The sequence below is a fragment of the Sporofaciens sp. St.21A7 genome (assembly GCF_059728535.1).
The window spans coordinates 3,475,577-3,496,476 of the sequence record NZ_BAAGFN010000001.1 but is presented as its reverse complement, the minus strand read 5'-3'; the positions used below and the strand labels follow the sequence as shown (position 1 = coordinate 3,496,476).

The 20,900-nt window shown below is 44.6% G+C and carries 27 protein-coding genes and 3 pseudogenes; 26 read left to right on the top strand and 4 right to left on the bottom strand.

Features of this window, described 5'->3' with window-relative positions:
* Positions 1-66: 66 nt before the first annotated feature.
* The 10 genes and pseudogenes from AC6I3O_RS17280 to AC6I3O_RS17235 all read left to right on the top strand — a co-directional run bounded on the left by AC6I3O_RS17280 (position 67) and on the right by AC6I3O_RS17235 (position 8,119).
* Positions 67-687: a 4Fe-4S binding protein gene (locus AC6I3O_RS17280; protein WP_497851964.1), complete on the top strand. Its 621-nt coding sequence runs from the start codon at positions 67-69 to the stop codon at positions 685-687.
* A 206-nt stretch (positions 688-893) separates the two neighbouring features.
* A complete protein-coding gene (gene istA / locus AC6I3O_RS17275) occupies positions 894-2,456 on the top strand; it encodes an IS21 family transposase (protein ID WP_497851963.1) in 1,563 nt (520 codons plus the stop codon).
* A gap of 119 nt (positions 2,457-2,575) precedes the next feature.
* The gene (locus AC6I3O_RS17270; RefSeq protein WP_289227686.1) at positions 2,576-3,220 is read left to right on the top strand and encodes an ATP-binding protein; all 645 of its coding nucleotides are present in this window, start codon (positions 2,576-2,578) and stop codon (positions 3,218-3,220) included.
* A gap of 110 nt (positions 3,221-3,330) precedes the next feature.
* Positions 3,331-3,603 carry a hypothetical protein gene (locus AC6I3O_RS17265; protein ID WP_125128212.1) on the top strand — a complete coding sequence of 91 codons (273 nt, stop codon included), beginning with the start codon at positions 3,331-3,333 and terminating at the stop codon, positions 3,601-3,603.
* A 403-nt stretch (positions 3,604-4,006) separates the two neighbouring features.
* Positions 4,007-4,333 (top strand): annotated as a pseudogene (locus AC6I3O_RS17260) (DUF3849 domain-containing protein); the annotation flags it as partial.
* Positions 4,330-4,674 carry a plasmid mobilization protein gene (locus AC6I3O_RS17255; RefSeq protein ID WP_497851962.1) on the top strand — a complete coding sequence of 115 codons (345 nt, stop codon included), beginning with the start codon at positions 4,330-4,332 and terminating at the stop codon, positions 4,672-4,674. The pseudogene AC6I3O_RS17260 and the gene AC6I3O_RS17255, both read left to right, overlap by 4 nt.
* 149 nt (positions 4,675-4,823) lie before the next feature.
* On the top strand, positions 4,824-5,138 hold the full coding sequence (locus tag AC6I3O_RS17250) for a hypothetical protein (protein ID WP_497851961.1): 315 nt from the start codon (positions 4,824-4,826) through the stop codon (positions 5,136-5,138).
* A gap of 274 nt (positions 5,139-5,412) precedes the next feature.
* A complete protein-coding gene (locus AC6I3O_RS17245; protein WP_004054162.1) occupies positions 5,413-6,432 on the top strand; it encodes a PDDEXK nuclease domain-containing protein in 1,020 nt (339 codons plus the stop codon).
* Positions 6,433-6,434: 2 nt separating this feature from the next.
* Positions 6,435-6,644 (top strand): hypothetical protein, encoded by a 210-nt coding sequence (locus AC6I3O_RS17240; protein ID WP_016299138.1) that lies wholly within the window; start codon positions 6,435-6,437, stop codon positions 6,642-6,644.
* Positions 6,645-6,700: 56 nt separating this feature from the next.
* Complete coding sequence (locus AC6I3O_RS17235; protein WP_497851960.1) at positions 6,701-8,119, top strand: relaxase/mobilization nuclease domain-containing protein; 1,419 nt, start codon at positions 6,701-6,703, stop codon at positions 8,117-8,119.
* A gap of 233 nt (positions 8,120-8,352) precedes the next feature.
* On the opposite strand, the gene AC6I3O_RS17230 is transcribed toward AC6I3O_RS17235, so the two are convergent.
* On the bottom strand, positions 8,353-8,709 hold the full coding sequence (locus AC6I3O_RS17230; protein WP_497851959.1) for a helix-turn-helix domain-containing protein: 357 nt from the start codon (positions 8,707-8,709) through the stop codon (positions 8,353-8,355).
* A gap of 301 nt (positions 8,710-9,010) precedes the next feature.
* Here AC6I3O_RS17230 and AC6I3O_RS17225 point away from each other — a divergent pair, with 301 nt between their 5' ends.
* The 6 genes from AC6I3O_RS17225 to AC6I3O_RS17200 all read left to right on the top strand — a co-directional run bounded on the left by AC6I3O_RS17225 (position 9,011) and on the right by AC6I3O_RS17200 (position 12,435).
* Positions 9,011-9,859: an ABC transporter ATP-binding protein gene (locus tag AC6I3O_RS17225; RefSeq protein WP_300700923.1), complete on the top strand. Its 849-nt coding sequence runs from the start codon at positions 9,011-9,013 to the stop codon at positions 9,857-9,859.
* Between the two features lie 11 nt (positions 9,860-9,870).
* Positions 9,871-10,530 (top strand): ABC transporter permease, encoded by a 660-nt coding sequence (locus AC6I3O_RS17220; RefSeq protein ID WP_367181150.1) that lies wholly within the window; start codon positions 9,871-9,873, stop codon positions 10,528-10,530.
* Between the two features lie 123 nt (positions 10,531-10,653).
* Positions 10,654-11,061 (top strand): hypothetical protein, encoded by a 408-nt coding sequence (locus AC6I3O_RS17215; RefSeq protein ID WP_300700919.1) that lies wholly within the window; start codon positions 10,654-10,656, stop codon positions 11,059-11,061.
* A gap of 9 nt (positions 11,062-11,070) precedes the next feature.
* Positions 11,071-11,598 carry an RNA polymerase sigma factor gene (locus AC6I3O_RS17210; protein ID WP_016284687.1) on the top strand — a complete coding sequence of 176 codons (528 nt, stop codon included), beginning with the start codon at positions 11,071-11,073 and terminating at the stop codon, positions 11,596-11,598.
* Positions 11,598-11,867 (top strand): hypothetical protein, encoded by a 270-nt coding sequence (locus AC6I3O_RS17205; protein WP_300700916.1) that lies wholly within the window; start codon positions 11,598-11,600, stop codon positions 11,865-11,867. Before AC6I3O_RS17210 ends, AC6I3O_RS17205 begins: the two co-directional genes overlap by 1 nt.
* A gap of 7 nt (positions 11,868-11,874) precedes the next feature.
* On the top strand, positions 11,875-12,435 hold the full coding sequence (locus AC6I3O_RS17200; protein WP_300700914.1) for a YIP1 family protein: 561 nt from the start codon (positions 11,875-11,877) through the stop codon (positions 12,433-12,435).
* 263 nt (positions 12,436-12,698) lie between these two features.
* On the opposite strand, the gene AC6I3O_RS17195 is transcribed toward AC6I3O_RS17200, so the two are convergent.
* The gene (locus AC6I3O_RS17195) at positions 12,699-12,926 is read right to left on the bottom strand and encodes a hypothetical protein (RefSeq protein ID WP_157496221.1); all 228 of its coding nucleotides are present in this window, start codon (positions 12,924-12,926) and stop codon (positions 12,699-12,701) included.
* Between the two features lie 254 nt (positions 12,927-13,180).
* Between AC6I3O_RS17195 and AC6I3O_RS17190 the strand changes: the two genes are divergently transcribed.
* The 10 genes and pseudogenes from AC6I3O_RS17190 to AC6I3O_RS17145 all read left to right on the top strand — a co-directional run bounded on the left by AC6I3O_RS17190 (position 13,181) and on the right by AC6I3O_RS17145 (position 19,539).
* Positions 13,181-13,651, top strand: coding sequence for a sigma factor-like helix-turn-helix DNA-binding protein (locus AC6I3O_RS17190; protein WP_002578907.1), 471 nt, complete (start codon positions 13,181-13,183; stop codon positions 13,649-13,651).
* Between the two features lie 150 nt (positions 13,652-13,801).
* Positions 13,802-14,023 carry a hypothetical protein gene (locus AC6I3O_RS17185; protein ID WP_051184261.1) on the top strand — a complete coding sequence of 74 codons (222 nt, stop codon included), beginning with the start codon at positions 13,802-13,804 and terminating at the stop codon, positions 14,021-14,023.
* 129 nt (positions 14,024-14,152) lie between these two features.
* On the top strand, positions 14,153-14,326 hold the full coding sequence (locus AC6I3O_RS17180; RefSeq protein WP_016284682.1) for a hypothetical protein: 174 nt from the start codon (positions 14,153-14,155) through the stop codon (positions 14,324-14,326).
* Between the two features lie 135 nt (positions 14,327-14,461).
* A pseudogene (locus AC6I3O_RS17175) lies at positions 14,462-14,797 on the top strand (recombinase family protein); the annotation flags it as partial.
* A 66-nt stretch (positions 14,798-14,863) separates the two neighbouring features.
* A complete protein-coding gene (locus AC6I3O_RS17170; protein ID WP_304523298.1) occupies positions 14,864-15,142 on the top strand; it encodes a transposase in 279 nt (92 codons plus the stop codon).
* The gene (locus AC6I3O_RS17165) at positions 15,124-16,017 is read left to right on the top strand and encodes an IS3 family transposase (RefSeq protein WP_497853425.1); all 894 of its coding nucleotides are present in this window, start codon (positions 15,124-15,126) and stop codon (positions 16,015-16,017) included. The genes AC6I3O_RS17170 and AC6I3O_RS17165 overlap by 19 nt, the downstream gene beginning before the upstream one ends.
* 35 nt (positions 16,018-16,052) lie before the next feature.
* A pseudogene (locus AC6I3O_RS17160) lies at positions 16,053-16,544 on the top strand (IS1634 family transposase); the annotation flags it as partial.
* Between the two features lie 38 nt (positions 16,545-16,582).
* Entirely contained in the window at positions 16,583-17,089 is a 507-nt protein-coding gene (locus tag AC6I3O_RS17155; protein ID WP_497851958.1) for a hypothetical protein, read from the top strand.
* Complete coding sequence (locus AC6I3O_RS17150) at positions 17,061-18,122, top strand: hypothetical protein (RefSeq protein WP_497851957.1); 1,062 nt, start codon at positions 17,061-17,063, stop codon at positions 18,120-18,122. Before AC6I3O_RS17155 ends, AC6I3O_RS17150 begins: the two co-directional genes overlap by 29 nt.
* Position 18,123: 1 nt before the next feature.
* Positions 18,124-19,539 carry a hypothetical protein gene (locus AC6I3O_RS17145; RefSeq protein WP_497851956.1) on the top strand — a complete coding sequence of 472 codons (1,416 nt, stop codon included), beginning with the start codon at positions 18,124-18,126 and terminating at the stop codon, positions 19,537-19,539.
* Positions 19,540-19,676: 137 nt separating this feature from the next.
* Here the strand turns inward: AC6I3O_RS17145 and AC6I3O_RS17140 are convergent, their stop codons facing one another.
* Both AC6I3O_RS17140 and AC6I3O_RS17135 read right to left on the bottom strand, forming a co-directional pair.
* Positions 19,677-20,594 carry an IS3 family transposase gene (locus AC6I3O_RS17140; protein ID WP_016220921.1) on the bottom strand — a complete coding sequence of 306 codons (918 nt, stop codon included), beginning with the start codon at positions 20,592-20,594 and terminating at the stop codon, positions 19,677-19,679.
* Positions 20,591-20,878 (bottom strand): transposase, encoded by a 288-nt coding sequence (locus tag AC6I3O_RS17135; protein WP_016220920.1) that lies wholly within the window; start codon positions 20,876-20,878, stop codon positions 20,591-20,593. The genes AC6I3O_RS17140 and AC6I3O_RS17135 overlap by 4 nt, the downstream gene beginning before the upstream one ends.
* Positions 20,879-20,900: the final 22 nt, after the last annotated feature.

The following is a 20,900-nucleotide window of genomic DNA, read 5'->3' as shown; positions in this document are numbered from 1 at the left end:
ATCCGCATCCTGCGCCAAAACAAAGAAAAGAAGGGCGCATATTGCGATTTTAGGAGGTATTTTGTTATGGATGCAAAAACTTGTATGGAAAAATTAAAACTTGTAGGCGTTTTATCCTTTGCTACAGTTGACAGCGAGGGGAATCCACAGATTCGATGTATCAGCGCGATTCATTTCGAGAAAGAAAGCTTCTATTTTTTTACAGCCAGAGGAAAAAATTTTTGCCGGGAGCTTCTTGAAAACGGGAAGGTTCAAATACTTTGCTATACCCGTTTTAAGGAAATGATACGGCTGTCTGCAAAAGCTGTACCTGCCCCCGAATCGGAGCAGGAAGAAAAAATTAACAGGATTTTTTCGGAACAGCCCTATTTGGCAAATGTGTATCCAGGCGATACCCGACAAATCGGGATTATTTTTGAAGTGAAAAATGCCGAAATTGAATATTTTCATCTGGGTGTAAATCCCATTTTCCGGGAAAGCTATACGCTTGGGGCAGGGACAATTTCAGAAAAGGGGTATCTTATTACCGATAGCTGTATTGGCTGCGGAAAATGTCAGAAAAGCTGCCCCCAGAGGTGTATCGTACAGGGAAAGCCATATCATATCCAGCAGGAACATTGCCTGCACTGTGGAAGCTGTTATGAAAACTGTCCTGTAAAGGCGGTCAGGAAACGAGGCGGTAATTGAATGAGACAGAGACTGATTATTCTAATGCTTGGGAGCCATCTATTTAAAGCTTGAGAGCCATCTGGATCCAGTGTATTTTAAAGCTTGGGAGCCACCACTATATATTGTGGTCATCCAAATATATTGCTTAAGATAAGATCCCTCTTTTAAGATGTGTTTATGAAAAGTACCCGTACTTTTCAAATACATTTTAAAGGAGGTTTTCTATGTTTAAGAAAACAAAAGTAAGACAGATCCTTGAACTTCTTCACAAGGATCTAAGTGCCAGAGAGATCTCTAAAACTTTGAAGGTCTCTCGTAATTCTGTTGCATTTGTGAAAGAATCTTATGACAAATGTGACAAAGACTGGGATGAAATATGTCTGATGAACGATGACGAGATCTATCACCTTTTTTATCCCCATACCTTCAGGCCAAGAAACAGATTTGCTCCAGTGGACTATTCGTATGTCCACAGTGAATTGAAAAAGGTCGGGGTTACAGAAATGCTGCTATGGGAGGAATACTGTGAAAAGTGTAATGCACAAGGGATTTCCCATTGCTGTTCTGCTACATTCGCAAATGGCTATAAACGCTTTATAGCTGATAAAAATTATACCAGTCATATCGAACACAAACCGGGAGTAACTCTGGAGGTTGACTGGTCAGGTCCTACGATGAGCTACATGGATCCTGACAAACAGGAACAGCAAACGGCATATCTGTTTGTTGCGGCTTTTCCGTACAGCCAGTATACCTATGTAGAGGCTGCCGCTTCTATGAACCAATCAGACTGGCTGTCGTGCAATGTCCACATGCTGGAATTCTTTGGCGGGACACCTGTAAGGATTGTCTGTGACAACCTAAAAACAGGCGTGATCAAACACCCGAAACATGGAGAGGTCGTGCTGAATGATTCCTATTTATCTTTTGCAGAACACTACCAGGTTGCAATTATGCCGGCACAGGTAAAGAAACCCAAACAGAAAGCAAGTGTCGAAGGCGCGGTGGGAAAAATTGCAAGAAAGATCATCGGCATGCTCAGAAATGAAACTTTTCATTCTATAGAAGGGCTTAATTCGGCAATCAGAAAAGTGCTTGACAGGCTAAATGACAAACCCTTCCAAAAGAGAAACGGCAGTAGAAAAACAATTTATGAGCTGGAGGAAAAACCATATCTCAGAACCCTGCCAATGCTTCCCTTTGAGATCTGTGAGTGGTCATATAATCACAAAGTAGGCCCGAATTCCCATATATGGTTTCACAAGGGACAATACTCTGTTCCAAGCAGTTACATAAATAAATACGTTGATGTGCAGTATAACAGTTCTCTTGTTTGTATCTACGCCTCACATCAATTAGTAGCTGAGCATAAACGTATTCCCACAGGCATTCGGAATGCGAAAAGAACAGAGATGTCCCATCTTCCATATCCAATATACACTCCGGATACAATGGAATCAACGCTGAATAAAGCAGAAGCTATTGGCAACAGTACAAGAACCGTGATAGGCAGGTTGTATGACAATGCAAAAGTAAAAGAACAGGCTCTTGTAGATGCAAGAACCGTATTGGATATCGCTGGTGTATATGGTAAAGATATCCTTGAAACAGCTTGCAGCCTTGCACTTAAGGACTTTCATCTGATTACTTACAACACGCTTATGCCTTATGTGAAAAGAGCTGCAAAAAACAGAAAAAATGATCTTACAAAAAAGAACGTAAAAGATCATAAGCAGGGAATCGTAAGAGGTGCGGATTATTATAGAGAGGATGGTAAAAATTTATGAATACAGAGATCAAGAAACAATTATCAGTATTAGAACTCAGTGATTTAGTGGCTGTGATCGAGGCTCAGGAAAAAGAAGTATCTTTTGTTGACCTGACTTACAATGAGAGGCTTTAGCATCTGCTCTCAGCTCTAATAACAGAACGGCAGAACAGACTGATCACCAGGCTGACAAAGAATGCAGATTTAAAGTATCCCAATGCAAGCCTTGAAACTTTAGACTGTGATGCACGAGAGGTCAGTAGGGAGAAAATCGCAAATCTTGCAACCATGGGATTCGTAGGTGCTGCAACAAACCTGATCATTACAGGCCCGACGGGTGCCGGGAAAACCTATCTTGCATGTGTCCTGGGTGTAGAAGCATGTAAACAGACTCTCCGGACGTGTTATATCAGAATGCCGGATATGCTGGGACATTTTCAGGCCCACAAAGATAACCTCAGAGAGCAGGTACGATACCGGAAGAAACTGGGAAACTATAAAGTGCTGATCATAGATGAATGGCTGAACTATAAGATCAATGAGAAAGAGTCAAAATTCATATATGAGTTGGTAGAACAGCGTTGTGGAAATAATCCGACGATCTTTGTCGGGCAATACGAGGTCTGTGACTGGCATGAACGGTTAGGCGGCGGAACCCAGGCCGATTCTATTATGGACCGGATCATACATAACTCTTATTCCATACCGACTACCGAAAATAACCTCAGAAAGCTGTACGATTCTCAAAAAGCCAGAAAACTTATGGAGTCCTTAAACTCATAAAAACGCAGATTTATTTTTGTATGTGGCAGACGATAAATCAACCGTTAGCAGGAAACACTGATGACTCTTTAGATGCCACAACATTTATTCCTTTTATCAGGAGGTTTTTAATGAAAATAAAGTTAGACGAACCGACCATTCCTAATGATATTCGACAAAAAATACGAAATCTACGAGTATTGCTTGATCTGGCAGACAATTTAAGGGATGAAATCCTGGCATGGTATACAGCCGAACTAAAATCTTATGATTTCAGAGCTGATGCACAGCAAGAATTATTTAATCCTGGAACAGGAACCACTGTTGAAGGGATATCAGAACTTGCCATCATGGAGGCACTTTCCGAGCTTCAGATTTTTAATGAAGTAAGAAAGAAAAAATGAGGTGAAATTTATTTGCCATTAATTTGAAGCTGTTATTTTAAGCTTTGTTCAAGTTTTATGCAAAAGATTGTCTCGGTGATTTCGATTAGCAGACAAAGAGAGGGAAGAGCCGGTCATCAAAGGTTCTGTCTTCTTTCGTTCAAAAAGAGAATATGCTGGAAAAATAAGATTTCGAGGAATTTCGTATCAGCATAGCTGGCCAAAGGTCTGCTTTGTTATTTCTTAATTTTATTCAGGAACATTCCAAAATTACTCTGGACAATCCATGATATTTTCAGTACAACTATATCTTGTATCTTATAGATGGCCCCCAAGCATTAAAATCAGGACGGATTTTGGGTGGCTCTCAAGCTTTAAATTGGTGGCTCCCAAGCATTAGAATAATCAGAATACCGAGGCCGCTGTCAAAGAAGTGCTGGAACAGTTCGGGCCGGAGCGTATGCAGGTTATCCTTGCCAATACGGTGCTGAAAAAGGAGCATGACGGGCGTATCTCCCGCGATAACAAAGCCTGGGCGAAAACAATCCCCATGCCGGAGGATGGCGGCGATCCCCGCCACAGTTATGTCCTGGTGGTGGATAAGGTCAACCCCGGCCTGACCGACCTGTTTTTGAAGCAGGCGCGGAAAGTCCTTCAAGCCCCGGAGAAAGGCTCCGTCCTGGAAAAACTTAAACAGGAGCCGCCGGAACGCAAACCCGCCGCCCCTAAGAAACGGGAACCGGAACGATGAGCGCGGCAAAGCGGAAACGGGAGGTGCAGGTGAATTTCCGGGTTTCCCCGGAGGAGCTGGCCCTGATTGAGCAGAAAATGGCCCAGCTTGGAACCGTCAACCGGGAAGCCTATCTGCGGAAAATGGCGCTGGACGGGTATGTGGTAAAGCTGGATTTGCCGGAACTGAAGGAGCTGGTGTCCCTGATGCGCTATTCCAGCAACAACTTAAACCAGCTGACCCGTAAAGTGCATGAAACCGGGCGGGTTTATAACGCTGATTTGGAAGATATATCCCAGCGGCAGGAACAGCTTTGGGAGGGTGTGCAGAAGATACTGGCCCAGCTTTCCAAGCTCTCCTGACCGGATAGTTTGCTCCATCTGCGGAGGGAGGAACGGCGTTCTTCGCCGCGCCTTCCTCCGCTTTTTCTTTTTGACGGTAAACTTGCCGGATGTGCCGGAATCATGGATAATAGCGGCAGAACAGGGTTTTACGAAAGGAGTGGACTGCTATGATGTCATTTGAACAGGTGATAGACATTTTTGGGGACTATCTGGCATTGGATACAGAAATGGAAGTCTGCAAAAGCCGGTATGGGTATATCCGGGTGGAGTTTCATGGGACAGGGGAATTACCCGGCTATTGCAGCGGCATGGTCTGCCATACCCCAAAGGAGCTTTTTGACCTTCTGCTTTCCGATTATGAAAGCTATCTGGAAATCCAGCGGACAAAGGGATGCAGGAATGTGACGGAGGAAGATAAAAACGAAATTGCCGCACTGTGCCAATCCCGTTTGGAGAGGTGGGAAAAAGGAAACGCCAGATAGCTTTGGCGATTTACTTTCGGCATGAAATAGGATATACTGATAAAGGTCATAGCGCAGACAGTCCCGCAAACGGGCGGGTCTTTTCATAGAGGAGTGGATGTATGGAAAATGCCAGACACCGTCTGTTAAATTGGCGTGGTCACATTATTTCAAGTTTTTTACAATCTCTGATGAGAGAAAGCGCAGCTTTTATGAAAAAGACAGCAAGATTTTTGGGGCATTTGTTTTTTTGTGATTGCGTGGTATAATGTCCATAGGCAAGGAGGGAGCAAAATTGAATCACGATTTGCAAATCAATCAAAATGCGGAACAGACCTATCATTCTATCCGCAATTCGATTGTTTCCGCGCAACACCGTTTAAGCGCGGCGGTAAATTCCACAATGGTAATCACCTACTGGGAAATAGGAGAACAAATCTATAAAGCGTGTGGAGAAAATGACCGGGCCGAGTATGGAAAAAAACTTCTGGATTATTTATCTGAACAGCTGACTGTTGAGTTTGGAAAGGGTTTTACCGTCCGTAATCTTCGGGCAATGCGCCAGTTTTATTGCTTGTTTCCGATTCGGCACACACTGTGTGCCGAATTGAGCTGGTCCCATTATCGGCTTTTAATGCGTGTCCAGGATGAACAGGCAAGGACTTTTTATGCAGAAGAATGTGCAAAATCTGCGTGGAGTGTCCGGCAGCTGGAACGGCAGATTAACACCATGTACTACCAGCGCATTTTAGCAAGTCAGGATAAATCGCTTGTGGCAAAAGAAATCCAGACTACCGAGCCAAAACCGGAATATGAAAAAATAATCAAGGACCCTTATGTAATGGAATTTTTGCAGATCCAGCCGGACACTCATGTGTATGAGGGCGAACTGGAGCAAGCCCTGATCGACCATCTTCAGCACTTCCTTTTAGAGCTTGGACGCGGCTTTTCATTTGTGGCGCGCCAAAAACGGTTTACACTGGATGGGCAGGACTTTTTCATCGACCTGGTTTTTTATAATTATATTCTGAAATGCTTTGTCCTCATAGATTTGAAAATGGGCAAGCTGACCCATCAGGATTTGGGCCAGATGCAGATGTATGTGAATTATTACACTCGTGAGATGATGAATGACGGTGATACGCCACCGATTGGCATTGTCCTTTGCGCGGACAAAGGAGATTCCATTGTAAAATACACGCTGCCGGAAGATAACCGCCAGATATTCGCGTCGAAGTATTTTACTTATCTGCCATCCGAAGAAGAACTGAAACGGGAGCTGAACTTGGACAGCTTTTATAAGATGGAAGAATAAATATGGGAACCAGTAATAAAGTCTGCCCCGTCTGCGGCAGAAAAATGAAACAGCAGTTTATCGGCTTACAGCATTGTAAATGCGGGATGAGCTGGAAAAAGGACATCGGATTTTTTGAGCGCACCAGCGATATGATTTTTGCGTTAGAACGCCGGACCATTGGAAAAAAGGTCAGACAGATTCCGGTCATCCGATACAAAAATGGTGAATAAAAGAAACAAGCGGTCTGCATATGCAGGCCGTTTTGTTATGAAGGGAGGATTCCATCATGGCAACCACACGCATCATGCCGCTGCACATTGGCAAAGGCCGCACCGAAAGTCAGGCGGTCAGTGACATTATCGACTATGTATCCAACCCGCAAAAGACAGATAACGGCAGGCTCGTCACCGGCTTTGCGTGTGACAGCCGGGTAGCCGATGCCGAGTTTCTGCTGTCAAAACGGGAGTACATTTCCACCACTGGACGGGTACGCGGTGCGGACGATGTACTTGCCTACCATGTCCGGCAGTCCTTTGTCCCCGGCGAGATTACCCCGGAAGAAGCCAACCGGCTGGGCGTGGAGTTTGCAAAGCGGTTCACCAAGGGCAGTCACGCCTTTGTGGTCTGCACCCATATCGACAAATCCCATATCCATAACCACATCATCTGGAACGCGGTCAATGTGAACTGCGACCGGAAATTCCGAAACTTTTGGGGCAGCACCCGCGCGGTCCGGCGGCTGAATGATACCATCTGCGTTGAGAATGGCTATTCCATTGTAGAGGACCCAAAACCGCATGGAAAAAGCTACAACAAATGGCTGGGGGATCAGGCGAAGCCATCTCACCGGGAACAGCTCCGCGTGATGATTGACCAGGCATTAGAACAGAAACCGGCAGACTTTGACGGGCTGTTAAAGCTGCTTGCGGAAATGGGTTGTGAGGTGTCACGCCGGGGACAGGCAATCCGGCTCAAAGCCCCCGGCTGGAAGAATGTTGCCCGCATGGATGAAAAGCTGGGACAAGGGTACAGCGAAGATGAAATACGGGCGGTCCTTGCCGGAGAAAAGCAGCATACGCCCCGCAGAAAAGACGCGGTTTCAATTCCCACTCCCAAGGTCAATCTTCTGGTGGATATTCAGGCAAAATTGCAGGCCGGAAAAGGCGCTGGCTACGCGCGCTGGGCAAAGGTATTCAATCTGAAACAGATGGCGCAGACAATGAACTATCTCACCGAGCATGGCCTGCTGGAATACGCAGTCTTGGAAGAAAAAGCGGCTGCTGCTACCACCCGCCACAATGAGCTGTCGGCACAGATCAAGGCGGCGGAAACTCGCATGGCGGAGATAGCCGTACTGCGGACCCACATCATCAATTATGTGAAAACCCGCGAGGTCTATGCGGCCTACCGCAAGGCGGGATATTCCAAGAAATTTTTAGCGGAACATGAAGCGGATATTCTGCTCCACAAGGCGGCAAAACAGGCATTTGACGATTTGGGTATCAAGAAGCTGCCCACCGTCAAGAGTTTGCAGGCCGAGTACGCAACATTGTTGGAAGGAAAGAAAAAAGACTATGCCGAGTACCGGCGTTCCCGCGAGGAAATGCGGGAACTGCTGGCCGCGAAAGCCAACGTGGACCGGCTGATGGGATATGGGGAGGAACGCCAGAATGACCGGGAAAAGGAACAGGGGCAGGACCGCTGACGCGCCCGTTTTTTCGTATTTTCTCACCGCCGCAGGCAGGTGAAAAGCGTTCCGCAGGAACGCGCAGCCACAGAATGAAATTCTGTGTTCAAAAGGGGCTTGGGGAATCCCCAACAAGCAGCGCCAGGAGCCGGATGGCTATCCTGGGGCATTGCTTGCCTCTTTTTGCTCGCCTCTTTTTGCTCGGAAATGAAAGGAGCCAGTGAGGAAACAGTCAAATTTCACTCACCGGCTCAATTCGTTTCAAATTTCTCGGATAGTTCTGTTAGCTCTTTTGCGGTCTCCTGTGTGTGGTGCAAGAGGGTTTCACGCATTTCTGACGGGCAGCTGCAATACAGCATTTTCATCTGATTGCTTCCATCATCTTCGGGAGAAACATCTGGGTTGATTAGAGAGTCCAGAGAAATCGGTAGCACCTTTGCCAATGCTTTCAAAATCAAGTAAGATGGATTCATCTTTCCTTTTTCGATGTTGGCAATTTGTTTTACAGATACATGGCTCAGATCAGAAAGTTCCTGCTGTGTCAGGTCTTTTTTCCTTCGGGCTTCCCGCATTTTTTGCCCTAAAGCAGTCAAATCATCAATCGGCATAATCATTCACCTCAAATATATTGTATCGTGCTGATTCACACAAATGAATAACCTTATTATGCCGTTTAATAGGTCTGATTATGCTGATTTTTTGAGAGAGATATTTCTGCATACTAATCCTAAAGCCATCCTGCACCTCCTAACGGGAAAGGAAAAACCGTTGAGGGGTAGGTATTATCCCATGTTCTGATTTTACGGCGGTTTTGAACAAAAATTTTTTTGAAATTTACGAAGGATTTTGTTCTGTCATACGACTACCTTTTCAGAAGCTGATAGTCGGCTTCGGAAAGGAGATGTAAATTTGGACACACAAATTCTTGCCGTAGAACATTTGAATAAATGTTTCGGTCAAGCCGAGATATTGCATGATGTGGATTTTTCAGTTTCAAGAGGTGATGTGTACGGCCTTGTCGGACAGAATGGCGCTGGCAAAACTACACTGTTGCGCTTAATTGCGGGCCTGATGAAACCCACGAAGGGCAATATTCTCTGTTATATGGAAAAGGACTATATCGGCTACATGCCCCAAAGCTGCCGCTTTGATGGGGCACAAACGGTTGCCAGTACCATTCAATTTTTCTCGGCTTTGAGAAATGCTGATATGCAAAACGGTCTGCGGCTGTGCCAAAAGTTGGAGTTGGACACAGCTAAACGAGTTAAGAATCTTTCTCCCGGCCAGCAGAAAAAACTCCAAATGGTGATTACAATGACCGGCGATCCCGATTTTTATATCTTAGATGAACCAACTGCGGGATTAGACCCCAATGCAAGCCACGAAATGAATAAACTGATCCAAGAGCTGCATCAACAAGGGAAAAGCATTTTGATTTCGTCACACATTTTGCAAGATATGGATGATATTTGTACCAATGTTGCTATTATGGAAAGTGGACGACTGATATATGATCGTCAGCTTGAAAGCAGCTACATTATCGAAACCAGTATAGTGCCGGATAAACTGTTTACCCAGTTGGCACAAAAATTCTCTCTTAGCAGCAATCAGGAACGAACTTTGATTCATGCAAAAACAGATCGAGAGGGTGTTGCCGCTCTCATTGGGGCGCTTACTGCAAATTCGGTTTTGGTTTATGAAGCAGTACATTCTAATGTGAAGGATGTGGTTCAGGAACAGTTACACATGAACAATTAGGAGGAGTCGATATGAAGTCTGTTACAAAATTGATATGCCGTGACTTAAGGCGGGCTTTTGGTTTGCGAACATTGGGGATTTGGGTGGTTATGGCACTCTTTACCATCTATTTCTTTTTCTTCTCTAATGGCCGCCGGGAATTGGTAGAGAATAACCGGCTTGAATATATGTCCCTCTTTCTGCCTTTAATTATTTTTGGCGCATGGGCAGTTATGGCGGTATTCTTTGACCTTATATCCGCCGACCGTGAACGGAATGTGCTGGATTGCATTTTGTGTTCTGGAACGACTAAAAAGCATGTTTTCATAGCCAAGATTATTGCCACAGCCATTGTTTCTCTCGCCCTGTCTTTTATCTATCTTGCGCCAATTGCGATCATTGTTACCTGTTTAAGCAGCGCACAAAGGGCAGCAATGATTGGGAAATATCTCTTGCCGCTTTGGGGCTTTATCATGGTATTTGCAGCTTTAGGGCTGATGATTTCCGTGTTTGCCCGATCTTCCAAGGTGGCTATGATTTGGAGTTTGGCAAGCGGGCTTGTGCTTATGCCTCGTTTCTTTGTCCTTATCCCGGAGGGCATTGGAAAAGTGCTGAACCTTTCCACACAAACAGTAGAAAAAATCAGCATGATTTCGCCGGGAATTATGATGGAAGCACTTTCTTCCAAATAACACTTCAAGTTGGACAACAGCCGTAGTTGGATTTACAATAGGTATTGTTGTGTTGTTTGGAATTGCTTATATAGCTTTCAAAAATCAGGATGAATACAATTACGGCGAGTAGGAGGTAATACAATGAAAGTTTTTAAGAATTTTTCTGCTTTCTTATTGATCGCAGCATTGCTTATGATGCTTATGACTGGATGCGGACAACAAAATACAGTAGAGAGTTTCGTTGTGTCGAACTCTCCCTTTGAGGAAAAAGCCGACATTGAGGACGCAACGCAGCCGGAAAAGGTGTTTGAAAATGAACCGGTGTATGCCAGTGTATATTTCATTGAGTCCCCGAAAGGCATGGAATACACAGCAAACTGGTACTTGGATGGCACAGAAATAAAGACAGATGTACAGGAAACCACAACGGACATGGCCGGAGTGATTGTCTACTCTTTAGAGGTAGATCAAGTGGCCGTCGGAACCTTAAAATTTGAAATCACATACAACGATGATATTCTTTGTTCACTGGAACTTATCGTCGAATGAGGTATGAGTATGGCTGGAAACGGAGAGCAGAAGTTTATTTCCATCTACAAGGCTTATGTAGATGAAATATACCAATATATTTTTCTGCGAACTGGCTATGATGTTTCTCTTGCCGAGGATTTAACACAGGACATCTTTCTTGAGGTTTACAAGGGCATAAATGGATTCCGAGGACTTTGTTCGGAAAGAACATGGGTATTTAAGATAGCGAAAAATAGGTTGTTTGACTTTTACAGAAAGCAATATAGTCAGCCGTCCGATACCATCCCCATTGATGGCAATTTGATCGAGCAGATCAGTGATTACAACCAAGACTTAGAAGAATACCTGCAAACGACCTATGAAAGTCAACGTGTTAGAGAATGTCTACGTCAGTTACCGCAGCAATATAAAATTGTTTTGCTTCTCAAATACATCGAAGAAAAGCGTGTAAAAGAGATTGCTCAAATTCTTGATAAATCACCGAAATCCGTAGAAAGTATGTTGCAGCGGGCCAGAGGTGCATTTATCAACCTATATGGAAAGGAGGAAAAGTAATGCCCATCAACCATGATCCTTTGCAAAAGGCATTTGAAACTATTAGGGACGTCGAAGTTCCATCTGAACAGCAGAAAGAAAAAATGCTTCATATCGTGCTTGCCCAAGCCCACCAGAACGAAACTGCTTTGAGAGAAAAAATTGGCAGGTTTGTTTCGCTATATCCGTGGAGGGTTGCATTTGGTATTTCTTCTTTGCAGGCAGTAGCTTTTACTTTGATTTTCGGAACCCGTTACACCAATATATTTCTTAGTTTCTTTGGAGGTTAATAGAACTATGTCGCTTTTTTTTGAAGCCCTCAACAGGCCGGGTAATGCTTATCATAAGCGATATAAAGGCATTGCATGGCTGCTTGTGGCTATAACGATACTGATGGTTACTGTATTGGATTCGGTCTTGCGAAAGGCATCCGATACTAACTTCCAAATCGATGGCCCCCAACTCTTAAAAACTATTGTGTTGGGCGTTGCAAGCTATTTGCTCATTTGTACGGTAATGTGGCTGGTTTGCAAATGCTTTGGCAGTAAAACCAACCTTCAATCTTATATCCAAACATGGGGAATTTCTTTTTTCCCCAATATCATCTGTTCAATCACAGTTGCCATTACAGAAGTATATTTCTATTTGTTTTGGAACAGGCCCCTATGGGGAATGCTATTGAGCATCATTTTTGTGGGTGTTTTGATTTGGAAAATCATCCTCTATGTACTGTTTCTGCGGGAAGTTGCGGGGTTGGTAAAGGCAAGGTTCTTAGGTGCTTTTGTAATAATCACCATCGTGATTGCGGTTATGGCCGCTCTAAATGGTTATGTTGGATTGAAAACGCCTATTCTATAAGAGATAAACTCTATATATGGATTGATTTGTTGAATGGCGGCAAAAGAAAAAAACCATCGTACAGCAGCCCTTTTGACACGTCCATACGACCAGCGGTGACTTTGAACAATCTGCCTACACTAAATGAGGGAGTAGACCGGGGTGTCTTTGGCACATTCATTGAGGCGGCCAAGAGTGGCGTCATTCGGATTGTTGTAATCCCTGTTCCATCTATCCTTGAAGCAATCCTCTTGGCAGTAGGAAGTTTGTATAACATTTGTAGGTTATGCTTGTGGTAAATCAATATAAAACATCTGCCTCCACAGCGGGGAAAGAAAAAAACCGCTGACGGGCAGAGGATTTCGCGCGCTTTCCTGCACAGCTGATTTCTTCGGCGGTTTTGAGTAATCAAGGCCGCCATTTCTTTTTGCTAAAAAGCAGACCCCCAGATGACCCTCAGCAATCAGCAGGGGCGGTATATAGGAGGATACCGCCATGTCTGCAATATTCATTTGTAATAGCTATGATATATATCAATTAAAAAAAGCATAGGCCCTCCTCCGGGATATTATAGTTATCTATCAGTATTATCAATCCATATAAATCAGCATAATCATAGTCTTTTTTTGCGCCAGTTTCTTATTGCGAGAAGCTGGCGTTTCTTATTGTCGATTTTTAGGGAAACCTCCCGATGTGTACCGCTGCCGATCCCCGCCTCCATTCGATTCACCCGTCAACCACGCCTGAATCGAAATGGAGGAAAACTATGGGCTTTCACTATGGATATGAGAAAAGGAAGTTTGATGCAGAATGGACCCGGCTGGAACAGGAATACCGCGCAGCCGGTATGGACGATAGGCAGATCGCGGCGATGAAGGAATATGACTGGACCTGGTTTTGCAGCCAGCGAACCTATCAGAACCGCGTACAGGCCCTTCCCAGCGAACAGTGTGAGGACGAGAGCGAGCAGTCCTGCCTGTTCCGAAAATTTGAATCCCTGTCCTGCACCTGGGACACCGGCGATGTGGATTCCCGGCGGTTTGGCTGGCTGTCCTCCCTGGAGGATGAACTGCTGTACCGGCGGCTCTGCAAATTGCCGGAGGACGATCTGGAACTGCTGACCCTGCTCATTGTGGACGGATACCGGCAGGCCGATGTCGCAAGGCTGTGGAACTGTTCCCGGAGCGCAATCACACAGCGAATAAATAAAATCAAGATTTTTTTGAAAAAGGCTTAACAAATCGCCTTTCCCAATGCCTACACATTGAAGGGACAAGTCCTCTTGCCCCTCATTGCAGCTTGACAACTGAATATACGGCATAACAGGTACATAACCCGTATCGAAGCGGAAAAGGCGCGCCGCCAGGACGGTTGCTTGCAGGAGGTGATGACAGACAGGCAATCCGAGCGATCTACGTCCAGCCTTAAACCCGGAGATGGCGTTCCGGGCGCGATGATGGTACGGGGGCTTAAAGATACTTCCTCACGGCCCGCCAAAGACTTGGGGGGAACCCTGCGGTGCGCGAGAAAAACGGCGCTGCGGAGTTATGACAGCTCTGCCGGGAGCGGCCTGTTATGTCCCCATCGTCAGGGGGCGTGGCAAATATGACGAACCATCCAAACAGAATTTCAGCAGCCGTACCGGACGGTGTTCAGCGGCAACCGCCGCCCTTATCTTTCGATACGGCTGCTTTTTAACCATAGAGTAAAAACAATTTTTGAACGGAGGTGCGTCTTTATGACCAAACAGACAACCCCGACAAGCTCCTACAAAGAGGTGCGGATCGGGAAAACAATTTATCGCGTCACCAGCTTTTTTTCGGGAGAAAAGGACCTGGGAAAGACGCTGGAACAGCTGGCAGTCAGACGCGCCATGTCGGAAGCCATTCCAGCTGCCAGCGGTTCCAGATAACAGAAAGCCTCGCGGCCTGCCGTATCATTGCGCGGCGGTGGATTCTCCGGTAAGATATTCATGCAGGGTAAAACCTGCGGAGCCATTTTGCCGCACGAGGTATGGATTCTGAGATGGTCGGGAGGTAAAAGAAAGATGATGGATACAACATACAACGTGGGCATCTACTGCCGGTTAAGCAACGACGATGAACGTGATGGGGAATCGGTCAGCATTGAGAACCAGAAGCTGCTGCTTCAAAACTATGTCAGGCAGCGCGGCTGGAATGAGGTCGATGTCTATATCGACGACGGATACTCCGGCACGAACTTCAACCGCCCAGGCGTCAGGCGGTTAATCGAGGACGCAAAGGCAAAGCGGATCAATGTGATTCTGGTGAAGGACCTTTCCCGTTTTGGCCGCAACTATATCGAATTTGGGCAATATACAGATTACCTGTTCCCTTCCCTTGGCTGCCGTGGTGTTAGTATATAAGTGTGGACAGGAAAAGTTGAACAATCTATACTATCAAGTGAAAGAGCAAAGGAGATGTTCAACATGGCGAAGAACCAAAAATCTTACACTCCGGAATTTAAACAGCAGATTGTGGATCTGTATAATGCCGGAGGAACCTCGTATCCAAAACTGGAACGTGAATATGGCGTAAATCGGAGTACACTCAGCAACTGGGTAAAACAGCTTTCTCCTATCAATGTGTCCGAGGAGGAAACCGTTACCCTCAAAGAGTATAAGGCTCTCCAGAAAGAGATCCAGCGCCTTAGAATTGAAAATGAAATCTTAAAAAAAGCGACCGCCATATTCGCAAAAGAACAATAGCTGAGATTGTTTCTTTTATTCAGCAAAACTTAGCCCATTATACGGTATCCCAGCTTTGCAGCGCCTTGAAATTCCCAAGGAGTACCTATTACAAAGCTCTGGTTTGTGTACCCTCAAACCGGCAGAAGGAATATAAGGAATTCAGCCAGAAGGTAAAAGACGCTTATGAAGATTCAAAGCAGCGGTATGGGGCAGTTAAAATATGCCGTACGCTCAATGGCAGCGGGACTCCCTGCAGCATAAAACGGGTTCAGCGGCATATGGCAGAGCAAGGGCTTCGCTCTGTTGTAGTAAAGAAATACAACCATCATGCCAATCACGGAACCGTTCCCGATAATAAAGAGAATATTCTGAAGCGTGATTTCGAGACGGAAACCATCAACCAGAAATGGTGTACCGATATTACCTATATCCATGTACAAAAAGAAGGATGGACCTATCTGGCTTCAGTCATGGACTTGTGCAGTCGTAAGATTATCGGATATGCGTATGGAACATCCATGACAGCAGAACTGGCGATAGAAGCTGTTAAGAACGCCTGTCTGAATGTCAGGGAGACAAAGGGGATTATTCTCCACAGTGACTTAGGAAGCCAATATACGAGTCAATCGTTTGAGAGGATCCTGAAGAGCAGGGAGATACTGCATTCATTTAGCCGGAAGGGAAACCCTTATGATAATGCCTGTATCGAATCGTTCCATTCTGTACTGAAAAAAGAAGAAATCTACCTTCATAATTATCAGGATTCGAAAGAGGCCCGAAGGGCAATCTTTGAATACATAGAGGGCTGGTATAACCGTAAGCGGATACACAGTGCTATTGGTTATATGACACCTCAGCAAAAGGAGGATGAGGAATTAAAAAAAGCAGCATAAGCTTTCAACTTTTTTTGTCCAAAGTATTGACATAGGTCCAAGAGCATCAGAAAGACTACGAAAGATTTTTTACTGTCAAGGAGACTCCTAAGCGGGGCAGGAAGGTTGAATACAATCAGGAAGCGATAGATGTCTGCAGAAAGAACAGTGTTGGCTGGCTTGTGCTTGCGACAAATGATGTTAAAGATCCGGTGAAGGCACTTGAAATATATCGGATGAAGGATACAATAGAAAAGCACTTCGATGACTTGAAAAATGACCTTGATATGAAAAGGCTGCGTATCCATTCCTCAGCAGCAATGGACGGGCGGCTGTTTATCCAGTATATTGCCCTGATACTTACTTCTCAGATTAAAAACATCATGAATGAGGCCGGATGGTTCAAGAGCCATAATATGCAGGAAGTGATAGATGAGATGAAATCCTTGCGGGTAGTTTCTGTTGAAGGGAAACGTAAACAGATCTACACAACGACAACAGCTTTTCAGAAAGAAATTATTGAACTCTTTGGGCTTAACATCGGCTAACATATGTATAATTTATATGGGATTTTAGGCGGTATTTATTGGAAGATGGAGAAAGGGAGTTATATGAGAAGCTGCTGAATTTCCCAGTAAAGTCAATGGAGGAGCTTATATTTATCCTGTCGCTACTTCCGGATGAACGTGCAGTATGGGAAAGCGTAAAGGGGAAGTTAAACCTCCTTCTTGGGAAGGAGAGACAGATTTCCGTCTATACCCATACAGAAATCTATGTATGGCTGGTGATACGCTATCATATGAGAATAAAAGGATATCAGAAAAAAGATATTGATGCATTGAAATATCTGCTGCGTCTTCCATTTTCCTATGCGAAAGAGGGGAGCGTGGCGAGAAGGAAGCTTATAGAGGCAGGCTATACGGCGCAGGAAATCATGTTCCTTAGTATGTACCTTTTATATCAGAATTGTGCATTTGATATGCTGAAGAAGGATGGCCTGACAGCAGAACGGATGGCGGTCGAGACGTGTATGCTGTTTCTGGAAGGAAACGGGGAACATCTGGATGTGGTGGGAGCAGTATGGGAAGGATAAGATGGAACAGTACCTTTCGGCCTATCAGGATCTGACCGGAAAAAGCTTTTTCAAGCACTTTTGGAGTAAGGAAGATTATGACCTGTATGATATCTTTTCATGGTTGGCGGAATTGGAACTTTTATGCCCTCTTAGCCTGTTGGAAGAATATCTGTCAGAATGCAGTTCTGGCAGGGAGCAGGCTGATGAAAAGTGGGTGTTTATGGCAAAGTACCTAATCACCTATATGAAAGGTTTGCAGACACCGAAGGCAGTAGAGATGTTGTTTCGTATTGTAGAAGAAATCGGGATTTCTGATAAAGGGCTATTTGGGGTTGAAGATTTGCTGCTTGAGAGTGTCAGGATGGATGCGGGAAGCAGAAGGGGCTATTATGGTTATGATTCCTCTGATTTTTCAGGAGCTGACCTGATCCGTCCGTTTCTCAGTGTCGAAGAACACCGGCAGCTTTTCTGGATCTTAGAACGTCATACTTTTTTGAACTATCCAGACAAGTATACATCGTTTCTAATTGGTGTGCTTTCTAAAAAAGACCATCTGCTTTGGTTTCCGAAAGAAGAAGCGAGAAAGGTATTTCTGGCAATTGCAAAGACAGGCTGCAAAAAAGGGATGGAGAACCTGCGGAAAATATATCTGACAGAGGAAGAGTTGGAAGAACATCAATTAAAGAAGCAGGAAATGGAAAAACGGCATCTTCTGTCAGAGCAAAGGAAGAGAATAGAGGCTATACGGAAAGATTTCAATTGGCGGGTGGCGAAAAGCAGAAGCACAGATACGCAGTTTACCGAATTGTATGATTATGTAGAAAGATATTGCCGTGAAAGAGAAGAGAAAAAAGAAAAATGCTACATAACAAAGAGATACCTGTGCTGCCTGTTCGAGAGAACTCCCTGTATGCTTTTGGAACGGAAGGAAGTGGGAAGTTTGTGTAACCTGCTTAGTTTCCTGTTTCTGAAAAAAGAGCTTACGTTTGCGGAAATGAAAAGAATACTGGGCTGCGTGGAAGTAAAAGAAGAGAGAAAGGAGGCGGCGTAGGATGCAGTTTTGTGAGAATATTTTAAAACATTTAATGTTGCAGCAGGAGATGGGTAAGGCTCATGTACCGGATTCCTTGCTGAAAGATTATGAGGAGGAGGAACTGTTGGAGTTGAGCCAGAACATAAATGAGATGGATGCAGGGAGTCTGGTTGCGGAGCTTGAAGAGGAAGCGGTGGAATATCTGGTGCGGGACCAGGGATTCCTGCCGTGCCTGGTTTTGCTGTCCCAGGCGGAATCGTATGATGCGGGGAGAGCCAGCAGCTTACTAATCGGGGCGAAGGAGCGATTATCAGAGTCTTACGCTTATGATCAGATTGCATCCGTAGTGTCAGACAGTAGGATTGAAGCAGACAGAACCTATATATACTTAAAATATTTTATATCGGAACCACTGACCGAGGAAGAAAAGGATTACTTAATGGCAGGATTAGACGTCCTGGACGGATGCGGTAGGTTTTCTATTGATGATCTGACAGATAAAGAACGCAGGCTTTTGACTGAGCCTATGATATCCAGTGAATTTTTAAGAAAGATGGTTCGGGAACGTGGATTCTTTAAGCGGCTGCTTTGTCCGGGGTACTGTGCGCTTATCAAGAGATTGTCGGAGAATATAGAAAAGCATACATGTCTGGTACAGAAGCAGGAAGCGGAATTATGGGATTATAAGGAAATCATCAGCGCCGGGCTTAGCGAAGTACTGAAGCGGATTCCTTTGGAGGATGCGGGAAACTTTCTGAAGCACTGGCTTGACAATGGAGCATTGGTGTATGATTTGAACCGGTTAAAATATCTTCTTTCAGAGATGCCGCCGGATAAAGAACTGACCTTTATGAAAAACCGGATCTCATATTTAAGCTTCCTTTATGGAAATATTCTGGAGGGAGTGGATATGGTTCGGCTGTCAGGAGAACAGAACAGCCTGCTGGTTTATGGGATTACGCATAAGAAGAAGCATTTCCTGTCTGTGATAAAGGAAAACTTCTGTGATTTTGCTTGCTTTGGCTGGCGGAATCTTCTGATGGACCGGGATACGTATGAGAGGTTCCTGAATATCAACACGCTGAATTCTAAAAATATAAAAGAGTGTGCAAGGCTCTATGCCCTTTCCGATGAAAAAAAGCAGGTTTTAACCTGGGAGCAATATACCTTTGAAGAAATCCGGTTGTTTGCCACAGCAGATATCGGCTATGTAAAATTGTATCACTGTCTGGCAGGCTTGAAAATTGATGACCGTCTGCGGGCAATCCGGGAACTGACAGGGAGAAACTGCCTGCCGGAGAATCTGCCGGAAGAACAGATGGACAAGCTTGGAATGATGCTGAAAGAGAAACCGGTTTCTCGCTGGCTGGCAGCGGAACTGGGGCATGTGGAGCAGATTTCTTATGAACAGGCAGTCCGTCTCTTAAGTGTGTAGGATGAGGTTTGCCGCTTCATTCCGGAGATTCAGACGGGCCATCATGCGGATTTTCTCCTTTACAGCCTGAAAGAGCTGGTACTATGTCAAGAAAAAGTACAAGTTAAAAGTGAACTTTTCTTACAACCTTCCATTTTTTATCCAGCCAATCTTTCCATCTTATTCAATTTCTGTTCATACACATTCTCGTATTCATTTGGTGATAGATATCCACAATGACTGTGGATTCTTACCGTATTATAAAATGTCTCTATGTATTCAAATACCAATTTATAGGCATGTTCATAATTTTTTATTTTAAATCGATTCAGCCATTCTCTTTTGATCAATGCATGAAAGGATTCAATACAGGCATTATCCCATGGATACGCTTTTTTCGAATAACTTCTCTTCATTCCAATGGTTGCCTCTACATACTCCCTGCACACATACTGGATCCCCCGGTCTGTATGCAGAATTAAGGGTTTCTCCACATTCCTCCTTCTTTTTGCCTTTTCTACCGCTTTTACGACATGTTTTGCTTCTAATGTATTACTTAATACCCATGAGATGATCTTTCTCGAGTACAGATCCATAATACTCGTTAAGTATACAAAGCCCTCGTAAGTCCAGATATAAGTGATATCCGAACACCAGACTGCATCCGGTTCTTCCGGATTAAATTTTTCTTTCAGAATATTTCTCAGCCTACTGCTTAGATCCGGTTCGATTGTTGTAACGGTATAAGGTTTCACGTACTGTGCTTTGATCCCCAATTCCCTCATATAATTCCCCACTGTTTTGTCTGCTATTTTTTCTCCTTCCCTGCGCAGACATTCTGCTATTTTGGGGGCTCCATAATTCTGATGGGATTCCTGATAAATCTCAACGATCCTCTCTTTTATCTGCTCCTTTCTCTTCTCCCGGGTGGAAGGGAGGCGGTTTTTCCATGCAAGGTATCCGCTTCTTGAAACACCTAAGATCCTCAGCACACCAGAGACATTCGGCCGGCGTTTCCCCTCTTCCAGAAGCTGCTCTTCATACCGGGCAGTCTCCAGGAAGAGAGCCTCTGTCATTTTCCCAGTATGCCGATTGCTTTTTTTAAGATATCTAAAGCATCTTGTGTATCACGTAGCTCTTTACGCAGGCGTGCAAGTTCCTTTGCATCATCACTCTCAAAATTCCCCCTTCCTCTGGTTGGGACTGTCCCCTCATTTGCATCATATATCTTTCTCCAGTTAGAAAGAGCTGTCTTACTAATCCCCAGATTCTTTGCACACTTAGCAATCCCAAGCTCTGGATGTTCCTTCCAATACCTTACTGCATCATTCTTAAATTCTTCTGTATATTGTGTAGCCATGTTCATTCCTCCATCTGTTCTA